Origin of the sequence: Phyllobacterium sp. 22229, assembly GCF_052056495.1 — a bacterium.
GTDB classification, from domain to species: domain Bacteria; phylum Pseudomonadota; class Alphaproteobacteria; order Rhizobiales; family Rhizobiaceae; genus Phyllobacterium; species Phyllobacterium myrsinacearum.
The window spans coordinates 1-12,553 of sequence record NZ_JBQEPA010000003.1 but is presented as its reverse complement, the minus strand read 5'-3'; the positions used below and the strand labels follow the sequence as shown (position 1 = coordinate 12,553).

Below are 12,553 nucleotides of genomic sequence, written 5' to 3'. Positions count from 1 at the left end.
AGTGGGACCTTGAAAATGTCAAAGAAATCATCTGTCGCCATTGTCGGCGGCGGGCCCGGCGGGCTGTTGCTGGCGCGTATGTTGTATTTGAAGGGCGTCGCCTTCACCGTTTATGAGCGGGATGAATCGCCCGTGCATCGCGGGCAGGGCGGCATGCTCGATCTGCACCCCGGAACCGGGCAATATGCCATGAAGCGGGCCGGGCTGTTTGCCGAGTTCCAGCATTTTGCACGCTACGAAGACCAGGGCACCCGGCTTTATGACAAGCACGGCCTGCTTGTGTATCAGGACGATGCCTCCGATGGAGACCGCCCGGAGATTGACCGCAGCCAATTGAGGGACCTGCTTTTGCAGTCCATTCCTGCAGACAGTGTTCGCTGGGGCTGCCGTTTGACGCAAGCCGTGCCACGCGATGATGGCACGTTCGAGCTGTGTTTTGAAAACGGGTCCGTCGCCCGGCATGATTTTGTCGCCGGAGCGGATGGGGCGTGGTCAAAGGTGCGGCTTCTGGTCTCGGATGCAAAGCCCAGGCATATCGGACTGACCCTCTATGAACTCGCGATCGACGATGCCGATACCCGGCATCCCGGCATCGCGGCGCTGGTCGGGCGCGGCACAATGATTGCCAAGGGCGATGGCAAGTCGATCTTTGCGCAGCGCAACGCCAATGCGCATATCCGGGTCTATGCGGCGCTGCCGGGCGAGGAGAGGCCGGGGTTCGAGGCGACGAAGGAAAGCCTCGCCGCGCAGTTCGCCGGCTGGGACGGGAGCCTGCTGCAGCTCTTTGACGCGGCAAAGGATACGGTGCGGCCCTGGCCGATTTGCGCGCTGCCCGTCGGGCATCGCTGGCAGAGCCGCGCGGGTGTTACACTCATCGGCGATGCGGCTCATGTCATGCCGCCGGCGGGCGTGGGCGGCAATCTGGCGCTGCGCGATGCCGCCGATCTCGCCGACGCCTTGACGGGAGATGAGGACCGGACCATCGCCGTGCGGGCGTACGAAGCCTTGATGTGGGAACGGGCCGCGACGGCCGCGGGCGAGGCGATGCAGGCGATGGCGGCCGGTTTTGCCGAGGACAGTCTGGAAGCAACGATGAAGCGGATCAGCGGCGTGGCCTGAACTCAGCGCCTGTCGCATCCGATCAGCACGGAGTTGCCGTCGACATATTTGCTGCGCATGGTGTAGAGCCAGCCGCGGCATTCTTCCATGGTGCGGAAGCAGCGAAAATCGGACACCGGCACATTGTCGCCGCCCATGGAAATGATCGGATTGTCGGTCGTGCCGGAATAGCGGCCGACAATCACACCCGACCCGCGCGGCGGGTTGTTGCAGCGCTGCCCGGCAAATTCGCTGACATTCTTGCGAACGGCCGCCTGGGCCCCGGTCATATCCCCACCCGGAAACAGGGGTAGGGCTGTCAGGGCAGCACCGAGCATCAGGACAAGAACACTTCGTTTCATCGTAAACCTCCGCAGTGAATCAGGTCTGACATTGCTTCGCCACACGTGCTTCCTGCCTTTATAGCCGAAACCGTGGCGGCTGTAACCGTGACCCCACGCAGCGGCAAACACATCTGCGCGACTAAAGTCGAATTGACGGCGGGACTGGCTAATAGGAATATTATCCCTTTAGGTCATTCATGAGGAATTAAAGCTGCCGCAGTTGCTGAGACCGTTTTGAGGACTTGTTCGATGCCAACGCGATTTTTTGACGATGCGCCCCACGCTTGGGAGTTTGCCGGGCCGGGCTCAGTTCGGGTTTCCACCCGGGCCTTGCAATTGGCACGCGACTTTGCTGGGGAAATCGAGCGAACGCGGCCGGGCGAAGGCTGGATCGTTTCCTTCGATTGGGCCGATGCCCGCAGCTATCGCCAAGCCAATCCGCCGGGACCATGGCGGCATATCGGCCCTGGCATCCATCTGACGGCCTATGAAAGGCACAAACTGCCGGTGCAGGCCCTGGCAGTTTTGGACAATGTGGAAATTGTCTTCAAGATTCCCGCCTATATTCTGGCGGTAAAGACGGAGCGCCTTATCGATACCGACCCGGATGACAGATCAAAACTGATCTTGCGATAGGGGCATCCGCGGAAAATGCAATCAATGAACCGCTGCCGTTGGCCTCAACAACATTGGGCGATGAACACGTTTCATGAGGGCGCGATGACCTCCGGTATTTCGAAAAATATCAAATTGAGCGACGCTGCCGCCGCGCTTTTCACGCCGCTGTGCGCGAATGCCAATGCGGGTTTGCTGCCCTATGTCTTGTGGTCCCTTGGGGGGCGAAAACTTGGTGCTGGCGACCAGATTCTTGAGACTTATCCTGCGGGCTATATCATCGGTTTCCTGCCGGAAAAGGATATCAGCGACACTCTCGAGAAGGTCGAGGTCAAGGGCGGGCGATATTTTCTCCTCAATCCGCAGTTTCCACTGTCAAAATCGAAGACCTATCTGATTGATGTGCAGGGGCGCATCATATCGGTGTGCGACGTATGATTTGACCAGTTGCCATGGAGCCGCGGTCCAAAACGCCGGAGACGGTCCTTTTTGGCCGCCCGCTGGTGTCAACGGGCGGCGGGGACGACGGTGCGTCATGCAGTCAGGCGGCGGTCTTGTCCACGAGCTTGAGGGCATAGGCGTAGACATAGGCGACTTCCTCCAGATGGGAGAAGCGGCCGGAGGCGCCCGCATGCCCGGCATCCATGTTGATGCGGAACAGCACGGGATGGGCGTCGGTCTTGAGCTCGCGCAGTTTGGCCACCCATTTGGCCGGCTCCCAGTAGGTGACGCGCGGATCGGTCAGCCCGGCAACCGCCAGGATTGGCGGATAGGCCTGCGCCCGGACATTGTCATAGGGCGAATAGGACGCCATGTAGGCATAGTCCGTCGGCGAGGTGATCGGATTGCCCCATTCGGTCCATTCCGGCGGGGTGAGCGGCAAGGTATCGTCCAGCATCGTGTTGATGACATCGACGAACGGCACTTCGGCGATGATCCCGCCAAAGGCCTCCGGCGCCATGTTGGCAACGGCGCCCATCAGCAGCCCCCCGGCCGAACCGCCATGGGCAATGGTGCCTTGCGGGCTGGTAAAACCTTCTGCCGCAAGATGGCGGGCGACCGCAATGAAGTCGCCAAACGTGTTCTTCTTGTGCAGGCGCTTGCCATTCTCATACCAGGCATAGCCCTTGTCCTTGCCGCCGCGAATATGGGCGAGGGCATAGATGAAACCGCGATCGACAAGCGACAGGCGGGTGGTGCTGAAACTTGCCGACATGGTCGAGCCGTAGGAGCCATAGCCATAGAGCAGGCAGGGCGCAGACCCGTCGAGCTTCGTGTCGCGGTGATAGACGATGGAAACCGGCACCGTCTCGCCGTCCGCCGCCGGAGCCAGCAGCCGCCGTGTGACATAGTCATCGGGATTGTGGCCGGAGGGCACTTCCTGGGTTTTCAGCAGCGTGCGCTCGCGCGTGCGCATATTGTAGTCATAGAGCTGCGACGGCGTGGTCATCGACGAATAGGAGAAGCGGATGACCTCGCTGTCATATTCGGGACTTCCCTGCAGGCCAAGGGAATAGGCCTCTTCGTCAAAGGCGATGGCGTGTTCCTCGCCCGTATGGCGGTCGTGGATCATGATGCGCGGCAGGCCGTTTTCCCGTTCCAGCCAGACCAGATAATCCCTGTAGGCGCCATGGCCGAGCAGCAGGCGGCCCGGCTTGTGTGCCACCACCTCGGTCCAGTTGGCCGGTTCCGGCGCAGTGACCGGCGTGCTCATGATCTTGAAATCCTTGGCACCATCGATGTTGGTGAGGATGTAAAAGACATCGCCGCCTTCGGTCATGCTGTATTCCACGCCGGACTGGCGCGCCGCAACAAGTCTTGGCGCGGATGCGGCATCCCTGGCATCGAGCAGCCAGACTTCCGACGTCTCGTGATCGTGGCAGTCGATGAAGATGAAGTCATCGAGTGAACTGCCGCTGACCCCCATGAAAAAGCCGGGATCCGTTTCCTCCTTGATCAGGCGGTCTGCGCTCTCCGGCTGGCCAAGCACGTGGTAGAACAGGCGCGACGGGCGATGGTTGGCATCCACCTTCGTGTAGTAAAAGCCGGTTGACTGGGCATTCCATACGCCATCGCCCGATGTTTCAGTGACCACGTCGGCCGCATCGGCCAGCGTCGCCAGATCGCGCACCCGCAGCGTGTAGAACTCGGAGCCCATGTCATCGAAACCCCAGATCATCTTGGCGTGATCCGGCGAATGATCGGCAGAACCCAGGCTGAAATAGGCCTTGCCTTCGCCCTCGAGGTCGCCGTCCAGCAGCATCGTCTCCGCGCCGCCGTCACGCGGTATGCGGAAGAAGCGCGGATGCTGGCCGCCGGTCTTGTAGGATGTGCCATAGGCATAGGGTCCGTCCTTCGACGGCACGGACGAATCGTCTTCCTTGATCCGCCCCTTCATCTCGTCGAACAGAGTGCTCTGCAGCGCCTTCGTGTCGGCCATCAGCGCCGTCTGATAGGTGTTTTCCGCTTCAAGGTGGCTGCGGATGGCCGGATCGAGCACGGCCGGATCCCTGAACACCTCCTGCCAGTTATCGGCCCGCATCCAGGCGTAGTTGTCGACACGGGTGATGCCGTGGCGCGTGTCCGATACCGGATGTTTGGCCGATTGCGGAGCGGGGAGAGTGGCGAAACGCGATGTTTTGGTCATGAAATACTCTCAGTACAGTGGATGGAAAGGCTCTAACGTCTTTGCGACGGAACAATGTCAGACTTTGCCGGAGACACTGATGACAATCACATCTGTGCGGGATTCGTCAATCCTGCGCCTCTCCGCAAAGGGCCTTGCACGGGACGCGCCGATAGAGCAAATCCATCGGTTCATCTGTGAATACTATGGCGCGGCGTCTGCAACAATATTGCCGGTCATTGGCCGCGCGTTGCCAACCCGGTGACAAAAGCCGCGCTTGCAGCCGATTTTTGCGTTTTTGGCCCTCAATCCGTGTTTCCGGGCAGGATTCTTCGCGGGCAATTGCGCGTAATTTGTCTTTTTGATCAAAAACAGAAATACTTATTATTGTCTCATGTTGCACTAAAGTAGGTCTGGCACTGCACTGAGTAACCTCCGTTGTTATAGAATGCTTGTGAAATGCGGATTGGTTCCTCATTTTTGCCATTTTTCGTCTTAGTGGTGTTGTACGGATGTTCACGTGTGAACATTTATGTTATCACATGTGTAACGGGATTTTGGCTTTCTTGGCCCAACCGGCGCCAGGTCCTCAGTAAATTCAATATCAAGGAAAAATTACAAATATTTCTTTTTTTGGTGAAGTATTGATTTGACAATTAGAGCTCCATCCTGAATACAGTGTCGTCATCAGTGTCAGGGTTTCTGATATTTGCAGATTTATACTGCTTGCTTTCCCGTGTAATACCAACTTTTCAAATTAGATGAAGGATTTGGACTTTGATGACAACATTCGACAATTCAAACACAGCTGCTGGAGACGTTCTCCTGGAACTGACCGCTGAATTGGTTGCTGCTTATGTAAGCAACAATTCAGTGCCATCTGGCGATCTTCCTGCGCTTATTGCTGATGTCCACGCTGCTCTTGGTCGGGTCGGCAGTGGTGCAGAAGCAGTCGTCACGATTCAGGAAAAGCCAAAGCCTGCAATCAATCCGAAGAAATCCGTTGCGGATGACTACATTGTCTGCCTCGAAGACGGCAAGAAGTTCAAGTCTTTGAAGCGGCACCTGATGACCCATTATGGTCTGACGCCTGAGCAGTACCGCGAAAAGTGGGATCTGGATGCTTCCTATCCCATGGTTGCACCCAATTACGCTGCCGCACGCTCGCGTCTTGCCAAGAACATGGGTCTCGGCCGCAAGCGCAAAAAGGCTGCCTGAGAACAGGCAGTCGAGAATCTTTGCAAGACGGCGCCTTCGGGCGCCGTTTTGTTGTCTGCACCTCTTCCATGCGCGCCGGCATGAACTTCAGCCCGGCATGGATTTCAACAAAGTATCCAGGGCCTGTTTGAGACCGATATGACGATTGAGGTCATAGCTCCAGTGCCCCTTGCCACCCTTGATCCTTTCCCTTTCAATCAAACGTTTGAGCCGCCGGCAGTAGGTCTGCTTTTCGGCGGCGCCAAGCGCGATCGCCGCATCCAGATCTTCGCCGCACAGAATCTGCAGCGCCAGCCTTTGCCGCGCCCTGCTGTGCTCCGCATCCCTTGCAGCCAGGAATGCCGCCCTCTGCTTCGTCCATTCTCTCTCAGCCATGTTTCCGTCCTCGATGGTGGATGGACACACTTTGCTCCGGCTTGAGGGATGTAGGACAAAAGTCCTAGATTAAAGAGGGGCTGCAAAAAAGAATCCACGAAAACAATGGCATGATGGCTGCGCACCGGAAAACTTATCCACGGTCTTGCTGGGACTAATATAAGAAGATATTCCTATAAGCGAAGTGGAGCGAGCATGTCCGAGAATTTCCCCCATCTGATCCGCTCTGCCGCCGAGGCGCGGGCGATGATTGAGATCCTCCGTCGAGCGCGTCCGAAACCGAAGACAGTGAAACCCGCTGTGCCCGATGGGGGTGAACCGCCGGATGGCCGTCTCTTTCATGTCTGCGACGGTGTCATCGACATTCTCGCCAGCTTTTTCAATGTCAGTGGCCGCGAGCTGCGCGCCCATTCCCGCTGCGAGCGGTCGGTGGCCCGCGTCCGGCAGATCGGCATGTATGTGGCGCATGTGACGCTGTCGCTGAGCATGACGGAGGTTGGGCGTGCCTTCGGGCGCGACCGCAGCACGGTCAACCATGCCTGTCATCTGATTGAGGATATGCGCGACGAGCCGGAGTTCGACCGGGTTGTGCAGACGCTTGAAAACATTCTCCGGGCAGCATTCCTGCGCAGCGGCATGGTGCGCCAATGAGCATCCAGGGCAAGAACAATACCGGCGTGCGCAGGCTGCTGTGCTTTCTGGCCAAGGCGCCGGCGGAGCCGGCAATCGCGGGCAATGGCAAGGTGATGCTGGAAAGCACGGCGGGCGGCGCGATTTCCATCGGGACAGCGGTGCTGGACCACGCCGTACGGGAAGGACTGGCACGGCCAGTAGGCGGGATCGTCGGCATCACCGATACGGGCAGGGCATTCCTGCGCCGGGTGGACGGCGGAGCAGACGCCTATGCCGCCCAGCATCGCCTTGAAACGCTGGCGGCGCCGCACAACCGGCATGGGGCGGTACGGCGCAACGAAGCCGAATCGCCGCTTGCCCTGTTGCGCCGCCGCAGGGATTCATCCGGTGTCCCGCTGATCAGCGAAGCTGCGTTCAAGGCGGGGGAGCAATTGCGCAACGACTATACCCTTGGCAACTTCATGCCGCCGCTTGGCGCCAACTGGAGTGCCGTGGGAAGCGGCACAAGCCATCGCTCCGGCAATGGCACCTTGGAAATCACCGATGCCGCATTGGCCGCAAGGCAGCGGGTCGAGCGGGCGCTGGATGCGGTCGGACCGGAACTCTCCGGCGTGCTGGTGGATGTCTGCTGCTTTCTCAAGGGCCTTGAGACTGTCGAGCGGGAAAGGCAGTGGCCGGTCCGCTCTGCCAAGCTCATCCTCAAAACAGCGCTCGCGGCGCTGGACCGGCATTACTGCCCGCCATCGCCCGCCCGGCGCACTGCGCGCATCATTCACTGGGGAACCGCGGATTACCGCCCGCGGCTGGCGCGGTAGCAGCGCGCTCAGTGCTGCGTGGCACCCGGGGTTGCCAGCACCGCCTGCGCCTCGTTGCGGATGCGGGCGACCATCGAGCGCAGGCCGTTGGAGCGCTGCGGCGTCAGATTTTCATTCAGGCCCAGTTTCTTCAGGATGGCTTCCGGATCGATGGCGAGGATTTCCGACGCCTTCCTGCCGGAATAAAGCACCATCATGATGGCGACGAGGCCGCGCACGATATGCGCGTCGGAATCGCCGAGGAAATCGATGACCGGATCGGCGCCGTCGCTCGGCGTGCTCTTCAGCCAGACCTGGCTGACGCAGCCATTGACCTTGTGCTGCGCATCGCGGGCATCATCCGGATAGGGCTTCAGTTCCCGGCCGAGGTCGATGACATAGCGGTAGCGGTCTTCCCAGTCGTCCAGGAAATCGAAATCCGCGATGATATCGTCAATTGTCTGTGCCATAGGTCCAGTCTCGAACGGTGATGAGGCACATATAGTGACGCGAAAGCCGGACGTCACCGTCTTTCCTGTCGCAGCCGCTACTTCTTTGCGATCGTGCCCGTTGTCTTGCCGTCGACGGCATTGGACTGTTCGCGCTGGCGGATGGCCGCTTCCAGAATTTCGCGCATCGCCATCTCGCGCAGCTTGGCCTTGATCAGGTCGCTCTTGTCGGTTGCGGAGGCGGCAACGGCTCCCGCGTCGTCATGGGCGGCGGCAACGGCCGCATCGGCGCCGTTGGTCTTGGCGCCCAGCTGCGTGTCGAGATATTGATAGCCGACCTTGGCCACTTCGCTGGCGCGAACGCCCGCATTGTTCAGGGCTGCCTTGCCGGTTTCGCAGGCATTGGGATTGCGTGTGCAGAACTGGCTGAGATCGCTGATCGTCTCGCGCGCGGCAAAGAAAGCCTCGAGCGGGCCGGGTTGCGGCACGCCTTGCGGATTGTCCTTCGAATCCACTGGAATGAACAGCGAAATCAAAAACATCCAGAAGCAGAACTTGATCGCAAACCTGATCAGGAAGAACATTTCAGATATCCTCTGCCAACACCGGACCTGCTTCCCAGGAGCAGCCCATGCCGGGACATTGCCACAGACAAGGCAAAAACCGGTTGAGACGCGGTTTTGCATTTGAGCGATCATAGAAACCAAGGATTAAGAAATCTTGGAGCCCGAAATGCCGGTTTTGCGATTCGGCGGGCAAATCGGCGGCAACCCGAAACCCTTCATTTACCATGCATTGAAAAGCCCCCGCACATTCGGCCGAAACCGGTTGTGCGGGACATCTGCGTCCCCGGTTTTATCCTTTCCTTAAAGCCTCGTCTGCAAAAGTTAACGGCGACATTGAAATGACCGTGATGCATCCGGCCCCGGCCGGACCGTCCGGATAGCAGGAAAAAACTGGTGCCGATTCATTCCGTCACACTGCCCAGAATTGCTGATGCCTACCGGCGCCACTGCAAACGCTGGGTGAGCACATCTGTTGCCGGCGCCGCCGAACGCGACAGGGACGCCCGCATGGCCGGTGCCTTCCTCGTCATGCCGTTCCTGCTGGCCGTTGCGCTGGCCGCCAGCCACTCCCTGTTCAGTGAAGCGGGCGGCATGCTCAGCCTCGGCGTCGGTGTCTTTGCCCTGCCGATGATTTTCTGCGGGACGCTCTCGCTGGTTCGCAACGCCGCGCGGTTGGGGCTGGCAGCCCTGGCATCCTACGGCGCCGCCATTGCGCTGATCGCCGTCATGGCGCCATCCGCCAATCTCCTGCTCTGGATCATGGGCGCGGCAATCCCGCTCGAAGCCTGGTTCGTCATGCGCTCGCAAAAGGCGCTTGCCCTTTCCGGCGGCATTGCCGCGGCGGTGCTTGCCGTCCTTCTTGGCGTGTCGGTGTGGATGGGCGGCAACGTCACCCTGACGGCATTCTCCCTGCTGGCGTCGCTCGCCTATGGGGCAACGCTGCTGGTCCGTTCAGCCGGTGCGCTGGTGGCGCGCGGTCAGGAAGCGCGCCGCGACGACCGGGTCGCCGATCTGGAGAGCGCCGTTGACGGCGTGGTGATCGGGCTTGGCCGCGACGGCATGATCACCGCACTGTCCTGCAAGGCGCAGGAGCATTTCGGCGTGGCCCGCGGCCTGCTGATCGGCACGGCGCTGGTCGAGCGCGTGCACGTATCGGACCGCGTGCATTTCCTGGCCTTCCTGTCGGATCTGCGCAGCGGTACGGCCGCCACGGCGGCGGAGATAAAGCTGCGCTGCGTTGCACCGGGCGATGCGGCGAAACCGGCGCATACGGTGCGCTTTGCCACCTATCGCCTTTCCGGCGTGCCGCAGAGCCGGGACAATGGCCTTGTCGTCGTGGCAACGGACATTTCCAATGCGGTTGCCGACCGCTTTGCGCTGGATGCCGCCCGCACCCAGGTCGAGGCGGCCGAGGTGACCAAGGGCCGCTTCCTTGCGTCGGTCAGCCATGAGCTGCGCACCCCGCTCAACTCCATCATCGGCTTCTCCGACGTGCTGCTGCAGGAAATCTGCGGCAAGCTGCCGGATGCGCGCCAGCGCGAATATGTCGAGCTGGTGCACCAGTCCGGCACGCACCTGCTTTCGGTGGTCAATGCCATTCTCGACGTGTCTAAGATCGAGGCCGGAACCTATCCGATCATGGCGGAAAGCTTCGCCTTCAAGGATGCGGTGACCATGGTGCATGACATGATGGCGCATCAGGCCTCGCAGAAGAACGTAACGCTGTGCGACCGCGTCAGCCGCAACATCGGCACCGTCGTTGCCGACCAGCGCGCCATCCAGCAGGTGCTGATCAACCTGGTGTCCAACGCAGTCAAGTTCACCGAGAGCGGCGGCGTGGTCACCATCGACGCCGGACTGCATGGCGACATGCTGGCCTTCTCCGTCAGCGATACCGGCATCGGCATTGCCGAAGCGGATCTGCAAACGCTGGGCCAGCCGTTCCGCCAGGTGCAGAACGATTACACGCGCCGGCACGAAGGCACCGGCCTTGGCCTTGCCACCGTCAAGGGCCTGATCGGCCTGCATGGCGGCCAGATGGACATCCGCAGCCGTCCCAGCGAGGGCACGGTGGTGAATGTTCTCATTCCACTCGCCGGTCCGCGGATCGAGCCGGTTCCGGCGGAACCGGTCAATATCGTCGAATTCCGGGCCGACGGCGACAGTGAGGGAGGTTCGCATGCGCAAGCCCGCAAATCGGCCTGACAGCAGGAAGCGCCGCGCGCCCAAGCGCGGCCACATGGCCCGTATCGCCATCGGGACAGGCGGGCTGATTGCCCGCAATCCGACGATCACCGGCGGCGCGACCGCCTTTCTGGTGACCCTCGGCTTCATCTCCGCCAATGCGCTGTGGTACCAGCCGCAGGTGCATGACGGCGTGTTCTTCCGCACCCGGCCGGAGCTGGTGTTCAAACCGGTCAAGCATGATGGCGGCGTGCTCGGCGCGCCGCAGAAGCAGAGCGCCGCCGATGCGCCCGTGCGCCGGGTCAATTCCGTGCCGGTGCCGCAGGGCAATCCCGATCCGGTCGCTGCCGCCATCAACAATGCCGCCGGCAATGGCGGCACGCCCGTGCTGGCGCCCGGCGGCGATCCGGAAGTGGCCAAGATGCAGCAGAAACTCCTGTCGCTCGGCTTCTACAACGGCGCCGTCGACGGCCTTGCCGGCAAGGGCACCCGCGCCGCCATCGAGGCCTATCGCAAGGCCTCGGCCGACATGGGCATCGAGACGGCGCAGCCTGCCGTTGGCAGCGCCAGCGACACCACCGCCAGCATTGCGATCCCGGCGATCAAGCCCGGCCACGACGCCGAGAAAGCCACCGTCCAGACCGTATCGGCCACCCCGGCCGACAAGCTGACGGCGGCCAGCAGCCTTGCGCCGGCGGAAATCGTCCGCATCCAGGCGGGCCTGCGCGCCTTCGGCAATGACAAGGTGGAGATCGACGGCAAGGTCGGTGCCAGCACCAAGACCGCCATCCGCGAATTCCAGAACCTGTTCAAGCTGCCGGTCACCGGCGAGCCCGATGCGAAACTGCTGGCCAAGATGCAGGAAATCGGCCTGATCAACTGATCACTGGCGGGGACTCAACATGCGTCTGACATCGGAATTCTGGGTTTCCGCGCTGGTGCGCCGCATCAATGGCAGCGGCGCCTTTGCCGCGCTTGGCCACAAGGGCGCGGCGGAAGCCGGGGCGATCTTCATCAAGTTCCGCAATGCCGATGGCAGCTACGACCTGTTCGGCCCGGCGCCGCAGATGGTCTATGACGAGACGAAGCCGGACGAGCGGCAGTTTACCCTGCTGCAATCGGCCGTGGCCGAAGCCGAGGCGGATGCGGCGCTGGACAAGCAGAAACGCTGGGACCGCGATCTGTGGATCGTCGAGATCGAGGAATACCGCGGCGAGCGCAGCGCGCTGTTTCCGCTCGCCCGCGACTGATCACCGGCGGGTGGGGGTTACGACACCCGGCGCTTGGCTGGGCCGGGCGCCGTGCCGCCGCGTTCGAAATCGGCCGCCATTTCGCGCAGTTTCTGCCGCAGCTTCTGTGAGTTTTCCTCGGTCTTCCAGCGCTGGACGGTGGCCTGCGCCTTGTCCTGATCGATCTGGCGGTAGGACTGCACGAACAGGCGCAGCGAATGCAGGTCCTTGTGCACGAGGCCGAACAGGCCCGTCAGCACCAGATGCGCCGCCTCCGCCGAAAGGCCGAGCGCGGCAAGCGCGATGGTCAGTTCCGCATTGAGCCCGTGGCCGATGATGCGTTCGGTCCACTTGGGTGAACGATGCCGGATGCCATGAAATGGCAATATCGACATCATCGAAAGCCCCTGCACGCACCATGA

14 protein-coding genes and 1 pseudogene are annotated in these 12,553 nt (G+C 61.1%); 9 read left to right on the top strand and 6 right to left on the bottom strand.

Features of this window, described 5'->3' with window-relative positions; all coding sequences use genetic code 11:
• The first annotated feature begins 15 nt into the window (after positions 1–15).
• Positions 16–1,119, top strand: coding sequence for an FAD-dependent oxidoreductase (locus tag ACTJJ7_RS04020; protein WP_440965521.1), 1,104 nt, complete (start codon positions 16–18; stop codon positions 1,117–1,119).
• A 2-nt stretch (positions 1,120–1,121) separates the two neighbouring features.
• Here ACTJJ7_RS04020 and ACTJJ7_RS04015 read toward each other — a convergent pair whose 3' ends face one another.
• Positions 1,122–1,460: a metallophosphoesterase gene (locus ACTJJ7_RS04015; RefSeq protein ID WP_440965519.1), complete on the bottom strand. Its 339-nt coding sequence runs from the start codon at positions 1,458–1,460 to the stop codon at positions 1,122–1,124.
• A gap of 231 nt (positions 1,461–1,691) precedes the next feature.
• Here ACTJJ7_RS04015 and ACTJJ7_RS04010 point away from each other — a divergent pair, with 231 nt between their 5' ends.
• Together ACTJJ7_RS04010 and ACTJJ7_RS04005 are read left to right on the top strand one after the other, a co-directional pair.
• On the top strand, positions 1,692–2,078 hold the full coding sequence (locus tag ACTJJ7_RS04010; RefSeq protein ID WP_130268952.1) for a hypothetical protein: 387 nt from the start codon (positions 1,692–1,694) through the stop codon (positions 2,076–2,078).
• Between the two features lie 84 nt (positions 2,079–2,162).
• Entirely contained in the window at positions 2,163–2,495 is a 333-nt protein-coding gene (locus ACTJJ7_RS04005; RefSeq protein ID WP_105737288.1) for a hypothetical protein, read from the top strand.
• Positions 2,496–2,598: 103 nt separating this feature from the next.
• On the opposite strand, the gene ACTJJ7_RS04000 is transcribed toward ACTJJ7_RS04005, so the two are convergent.
• On the bottom strand, positions 2,599–4,704 hold the full coding sequence (locus ACTJJ7_RS04000) for a S9 family peptidase (protein ID WP_440965516.1): 2,106 nt from the start codon (positions 4,702–4,704) through the stop codon (positions 2,599–2,601).
• Positions 4,705–5,463: 759 nt separating this feature from the next.
• On the opposite strand from ACTJJ7_RS04000, the gene ACTJJ7_RS03995 reads away from it, so the two are divergent.
• On the top strand, positions 5,464–5,901 hold the full coding sequence (locus tag ACTJJ7_RS03995; RefSeq protein ID WP_105737291.1) for a MucR family transcriptional regulator: 438 nt from the start codon (positions 5,464–5,466) through the stop codon (positions 5,899–5,901).
• Between the two features lie 87 nt (positions 5,902–5,988).
• Here the strand turns inward: ACTJJ7_RS03995 and ACTJJ7_RS03990 are convergent, their stop codons facing one another.
• The gene (locus ACTJJ7_RS03990; protein ID WP_105737293.1) at positions 5,989–6,276 is read right to left on the bottom strand and encodes a cytoplasmic protein; all 288 of its coding nucleotides are present in this window, start codon (positions 6,274–6,276) and stop codon (positions 5,989–5,991) included.
• A gap of 195 nt (positions 6,277–6,471) precedes the next feature.
• On the opposite strand from ACTJJ7_RS03990, the gene ACTJJ7_RS03985 reads away from it, so the two are divergent.
• Both ACTJJ7_RS03985 and ACTJJ7_RS03980 read left to right on the top strand, forming a co-directional pair.
• Positions 6,472–6,927, top strand: coding sequence for a helix-turn-helix domain-containing protein (locus tag ACTJJ7_RS03985; protein WP_440965513.1), 456 nt, complete (start codon positions 6,472–6,474; stop codon positions 6,925–6,927).
• Complete coding sequence (locus ACTJJ7_RS03980) at positions 6,924–7,724, top strand: DUF6456 domain-containing protein (protein ID WP_440965512.1); 801 nt, start codon at positions 6,924–6,926, stop codon at positions 7,722–7,724. The genes ACTJJ7_RS03985 and ACTJJ7_RS03980 overlap by 4 nt, the downstream gene beginning before the upstream one ends.
• A gap of 8 nt (positions 7,725–7,732) precedes the next feature.
• Here ACTJJ7_RS03980 and ACTJJ7_RS03975 read toward each other — a convergent pair whose 3' ends face one another.
• Positions 7,733–8,173 (bottom strand): SufE family protein, encoded by a 441-nt coding sequence (locus ACTJJ7_RS03975; protein WP_105737297.1) that lies wholly within the window; start codon positions 8,171–8,173, stop codon positions 7,733–7,735.
• Between the two features lie 77 nt (positions 8,174–8,250).
• On the bottom strand, positions 8,251–8,736 hold the full coding sequence (locus tag ACTJJ7_RS03970) for a DUF5330 domain-containing protein (protein WP_105737299.1): 486 nt from the start codon (positions 8,734–8,736) through the stop codon (positions 8,251–8,253).
• 375 nt (positions 8,737–9,111) lie between these two features.
• Here ACTJJ7_RS03970 and ACTJJ7_RS03965 point away from each other — a divergent pair, with 375 nt between their 5' ends.
• The 3 genes from ACTJJ7_RS03965 to ACTJJ7_RS03955 are packed head-to-tail and all read left to right on the top strand — an operon-like array spanning position 9,112 to position 12,152.
• Positions 9,112–10,923: a sensor histidine kinase gene (locus tag ACTJJ7_RS03965; RefSeq protein ID WP_440965510.1), complete on the top strand. Its 1,812-nt coding sequence runs from the start codon at positions 9,112–9,114 to the stop codon at positions 10,921–10,923.
• Positions 10,898–11,785 carry a peptidoglycan-binding domain-containing protein gene (locus tag ACTJJ7_RS03960; RefSeq protein ID WP_165401786.1) on the top strand — a complete coding sequence of 296 codons (888 nt, stop codon included), beginning with the start codon at positions 10,898–10,900 and terminating at the stop codon, positions 11,783–11,785. The genes ACTJJ7_RS03965 and ACTJJ7_RS03960 overlap by 26 nt, the downstream gene beginning before the upstream one ends.
• A gap of 19 nt (positions 11,786–11,804) precedes the next feature.
• The gene (locus tag ACTJJ7_RS03955; protein ID WP_440965508.1) at positions 11,805–12,152 is read left to right on the top strand and encodes a DUF1491 family protein; all 348 of its coding nucleotides are present in this window, start codon (positions 11,805–11,807) and stop codon (positions 12,150–12,152) included.
• A 17-nt stretch (positions 12,153–12,169) separates the two neighbouring features.
• On the opposite strand, the pseudogene ACTJJ7_RS03950 reads toward ACTJJ7_RS03955, so the two are convergent.
• Positions 12,170–12,553, bottom strand: a pseudogene (locus ACTJJ7_RS03950) (hypothetical protein); the annotation flags it as partial.

What these genes read in the sequence shown, in the direction of transcription:
- ACTJJ7_RS04000 (WP_440965516.1), bottom strand. Translation starts at nt 4,704, where the DNA reads ATGACCAAAACATCGCGTTTCGCCACTCTCCCCGCTCCGCAATCGGCC.
- ACTJJ7_RS03955 (WP_440965508.1), top strand. Translation starts at nt 11,805, where the DNA reads ATGCGTCTGACATCGGAATTCTGGGTTTCCGCGCTGGTGCGCCGCATC.
- ACTJJ7_RS03990 (WP_105737293.1), bottom strand. Translation starts at nt 6,276, where the DNA reads ATGGCTGAGAGAGAATGGACGAAGCAGAGGGCGGCATTCCTGGCTGCA.
- ACTJJ7_RS03960 (WP_165401786.1), top strand. Translation starts at nt 10,898, where the DNA reads ATGCGCAAGCCCGCAAATCGGCCTGACAGCAGGAAGCGCCGCGCGCCC.
- ACTJJ7_RS04005 (WP_105737288.1), top strand. Translation starts at nt 2,163, where the DNA reads ATGACCTCCGGTATTTCGAAAAATATCAAATTGAGCGACGCTGCCGCC.
- ACTJJ7_RS03975 (WP_105737297.1), bottom strand. Translation starts at nt 8,173, where the DNA reads ATGGCACAGACAATTGACGATATCATCGCGGATTTCGATTTCCTGGAC.
- ACTJJ7_RS03980 (WP_440965512.1), top strand. Translation starts at nt 6,924, where the DNA reads ATGAGCATCCAGGGCAAGAACAATACCGGCGTGCGCAGGCTGCTGTGC.
- ACTJJ7_RS03995 (WP_105737291.1), top strand. Translation starts at nt 5,464, where the DNA reads ATGACAACATTCGACAATTCAAACACAGCTGCTGGAGACGTTCTCCTG.
- ACTJJ7_RS03985 (WP_440965513.1), top strand. Translation starts at nt 6,472, where the DNA reads ATGTCCGAGAATTTCCCCCATCTGATCCGCTCTGCCGCCGAGGCGCGG.
- ACTJJ7_RS04010 (WP_130268952.1), top strand. Translation starts at nt 1,692, where the DNA reads ATGCCAACGCGATTTTTTGACGATGCGCCCCACGCTTGGGAGTTTGCC.
- ACTJJ7_RS04015 (WP_440965519.1), bottom strand. Translation starts at nt 1,460, where the DNA reads ATGAAACGAAGTGTTCTTGTCCTGATGCTCGGTGCTGCCCTGACAGCC.
- ACTJJ7_RS04020 (WP_440965521.1), top strand. Translation starts at nt 16, where the DNA reads ATGTCAAAGAAATCATCTGTCGCCATTGTCGGCGGCGGGCCCGGCGGG.
- ACTJJ7_RS03970 (WP_105737299.1), bottom strand. Translation starts at nt 8,736, where the DNA reads ATGTTCTTCCTGATCAGGTTTGCGATCAAGTTCTGCTTCTGGATGTTT.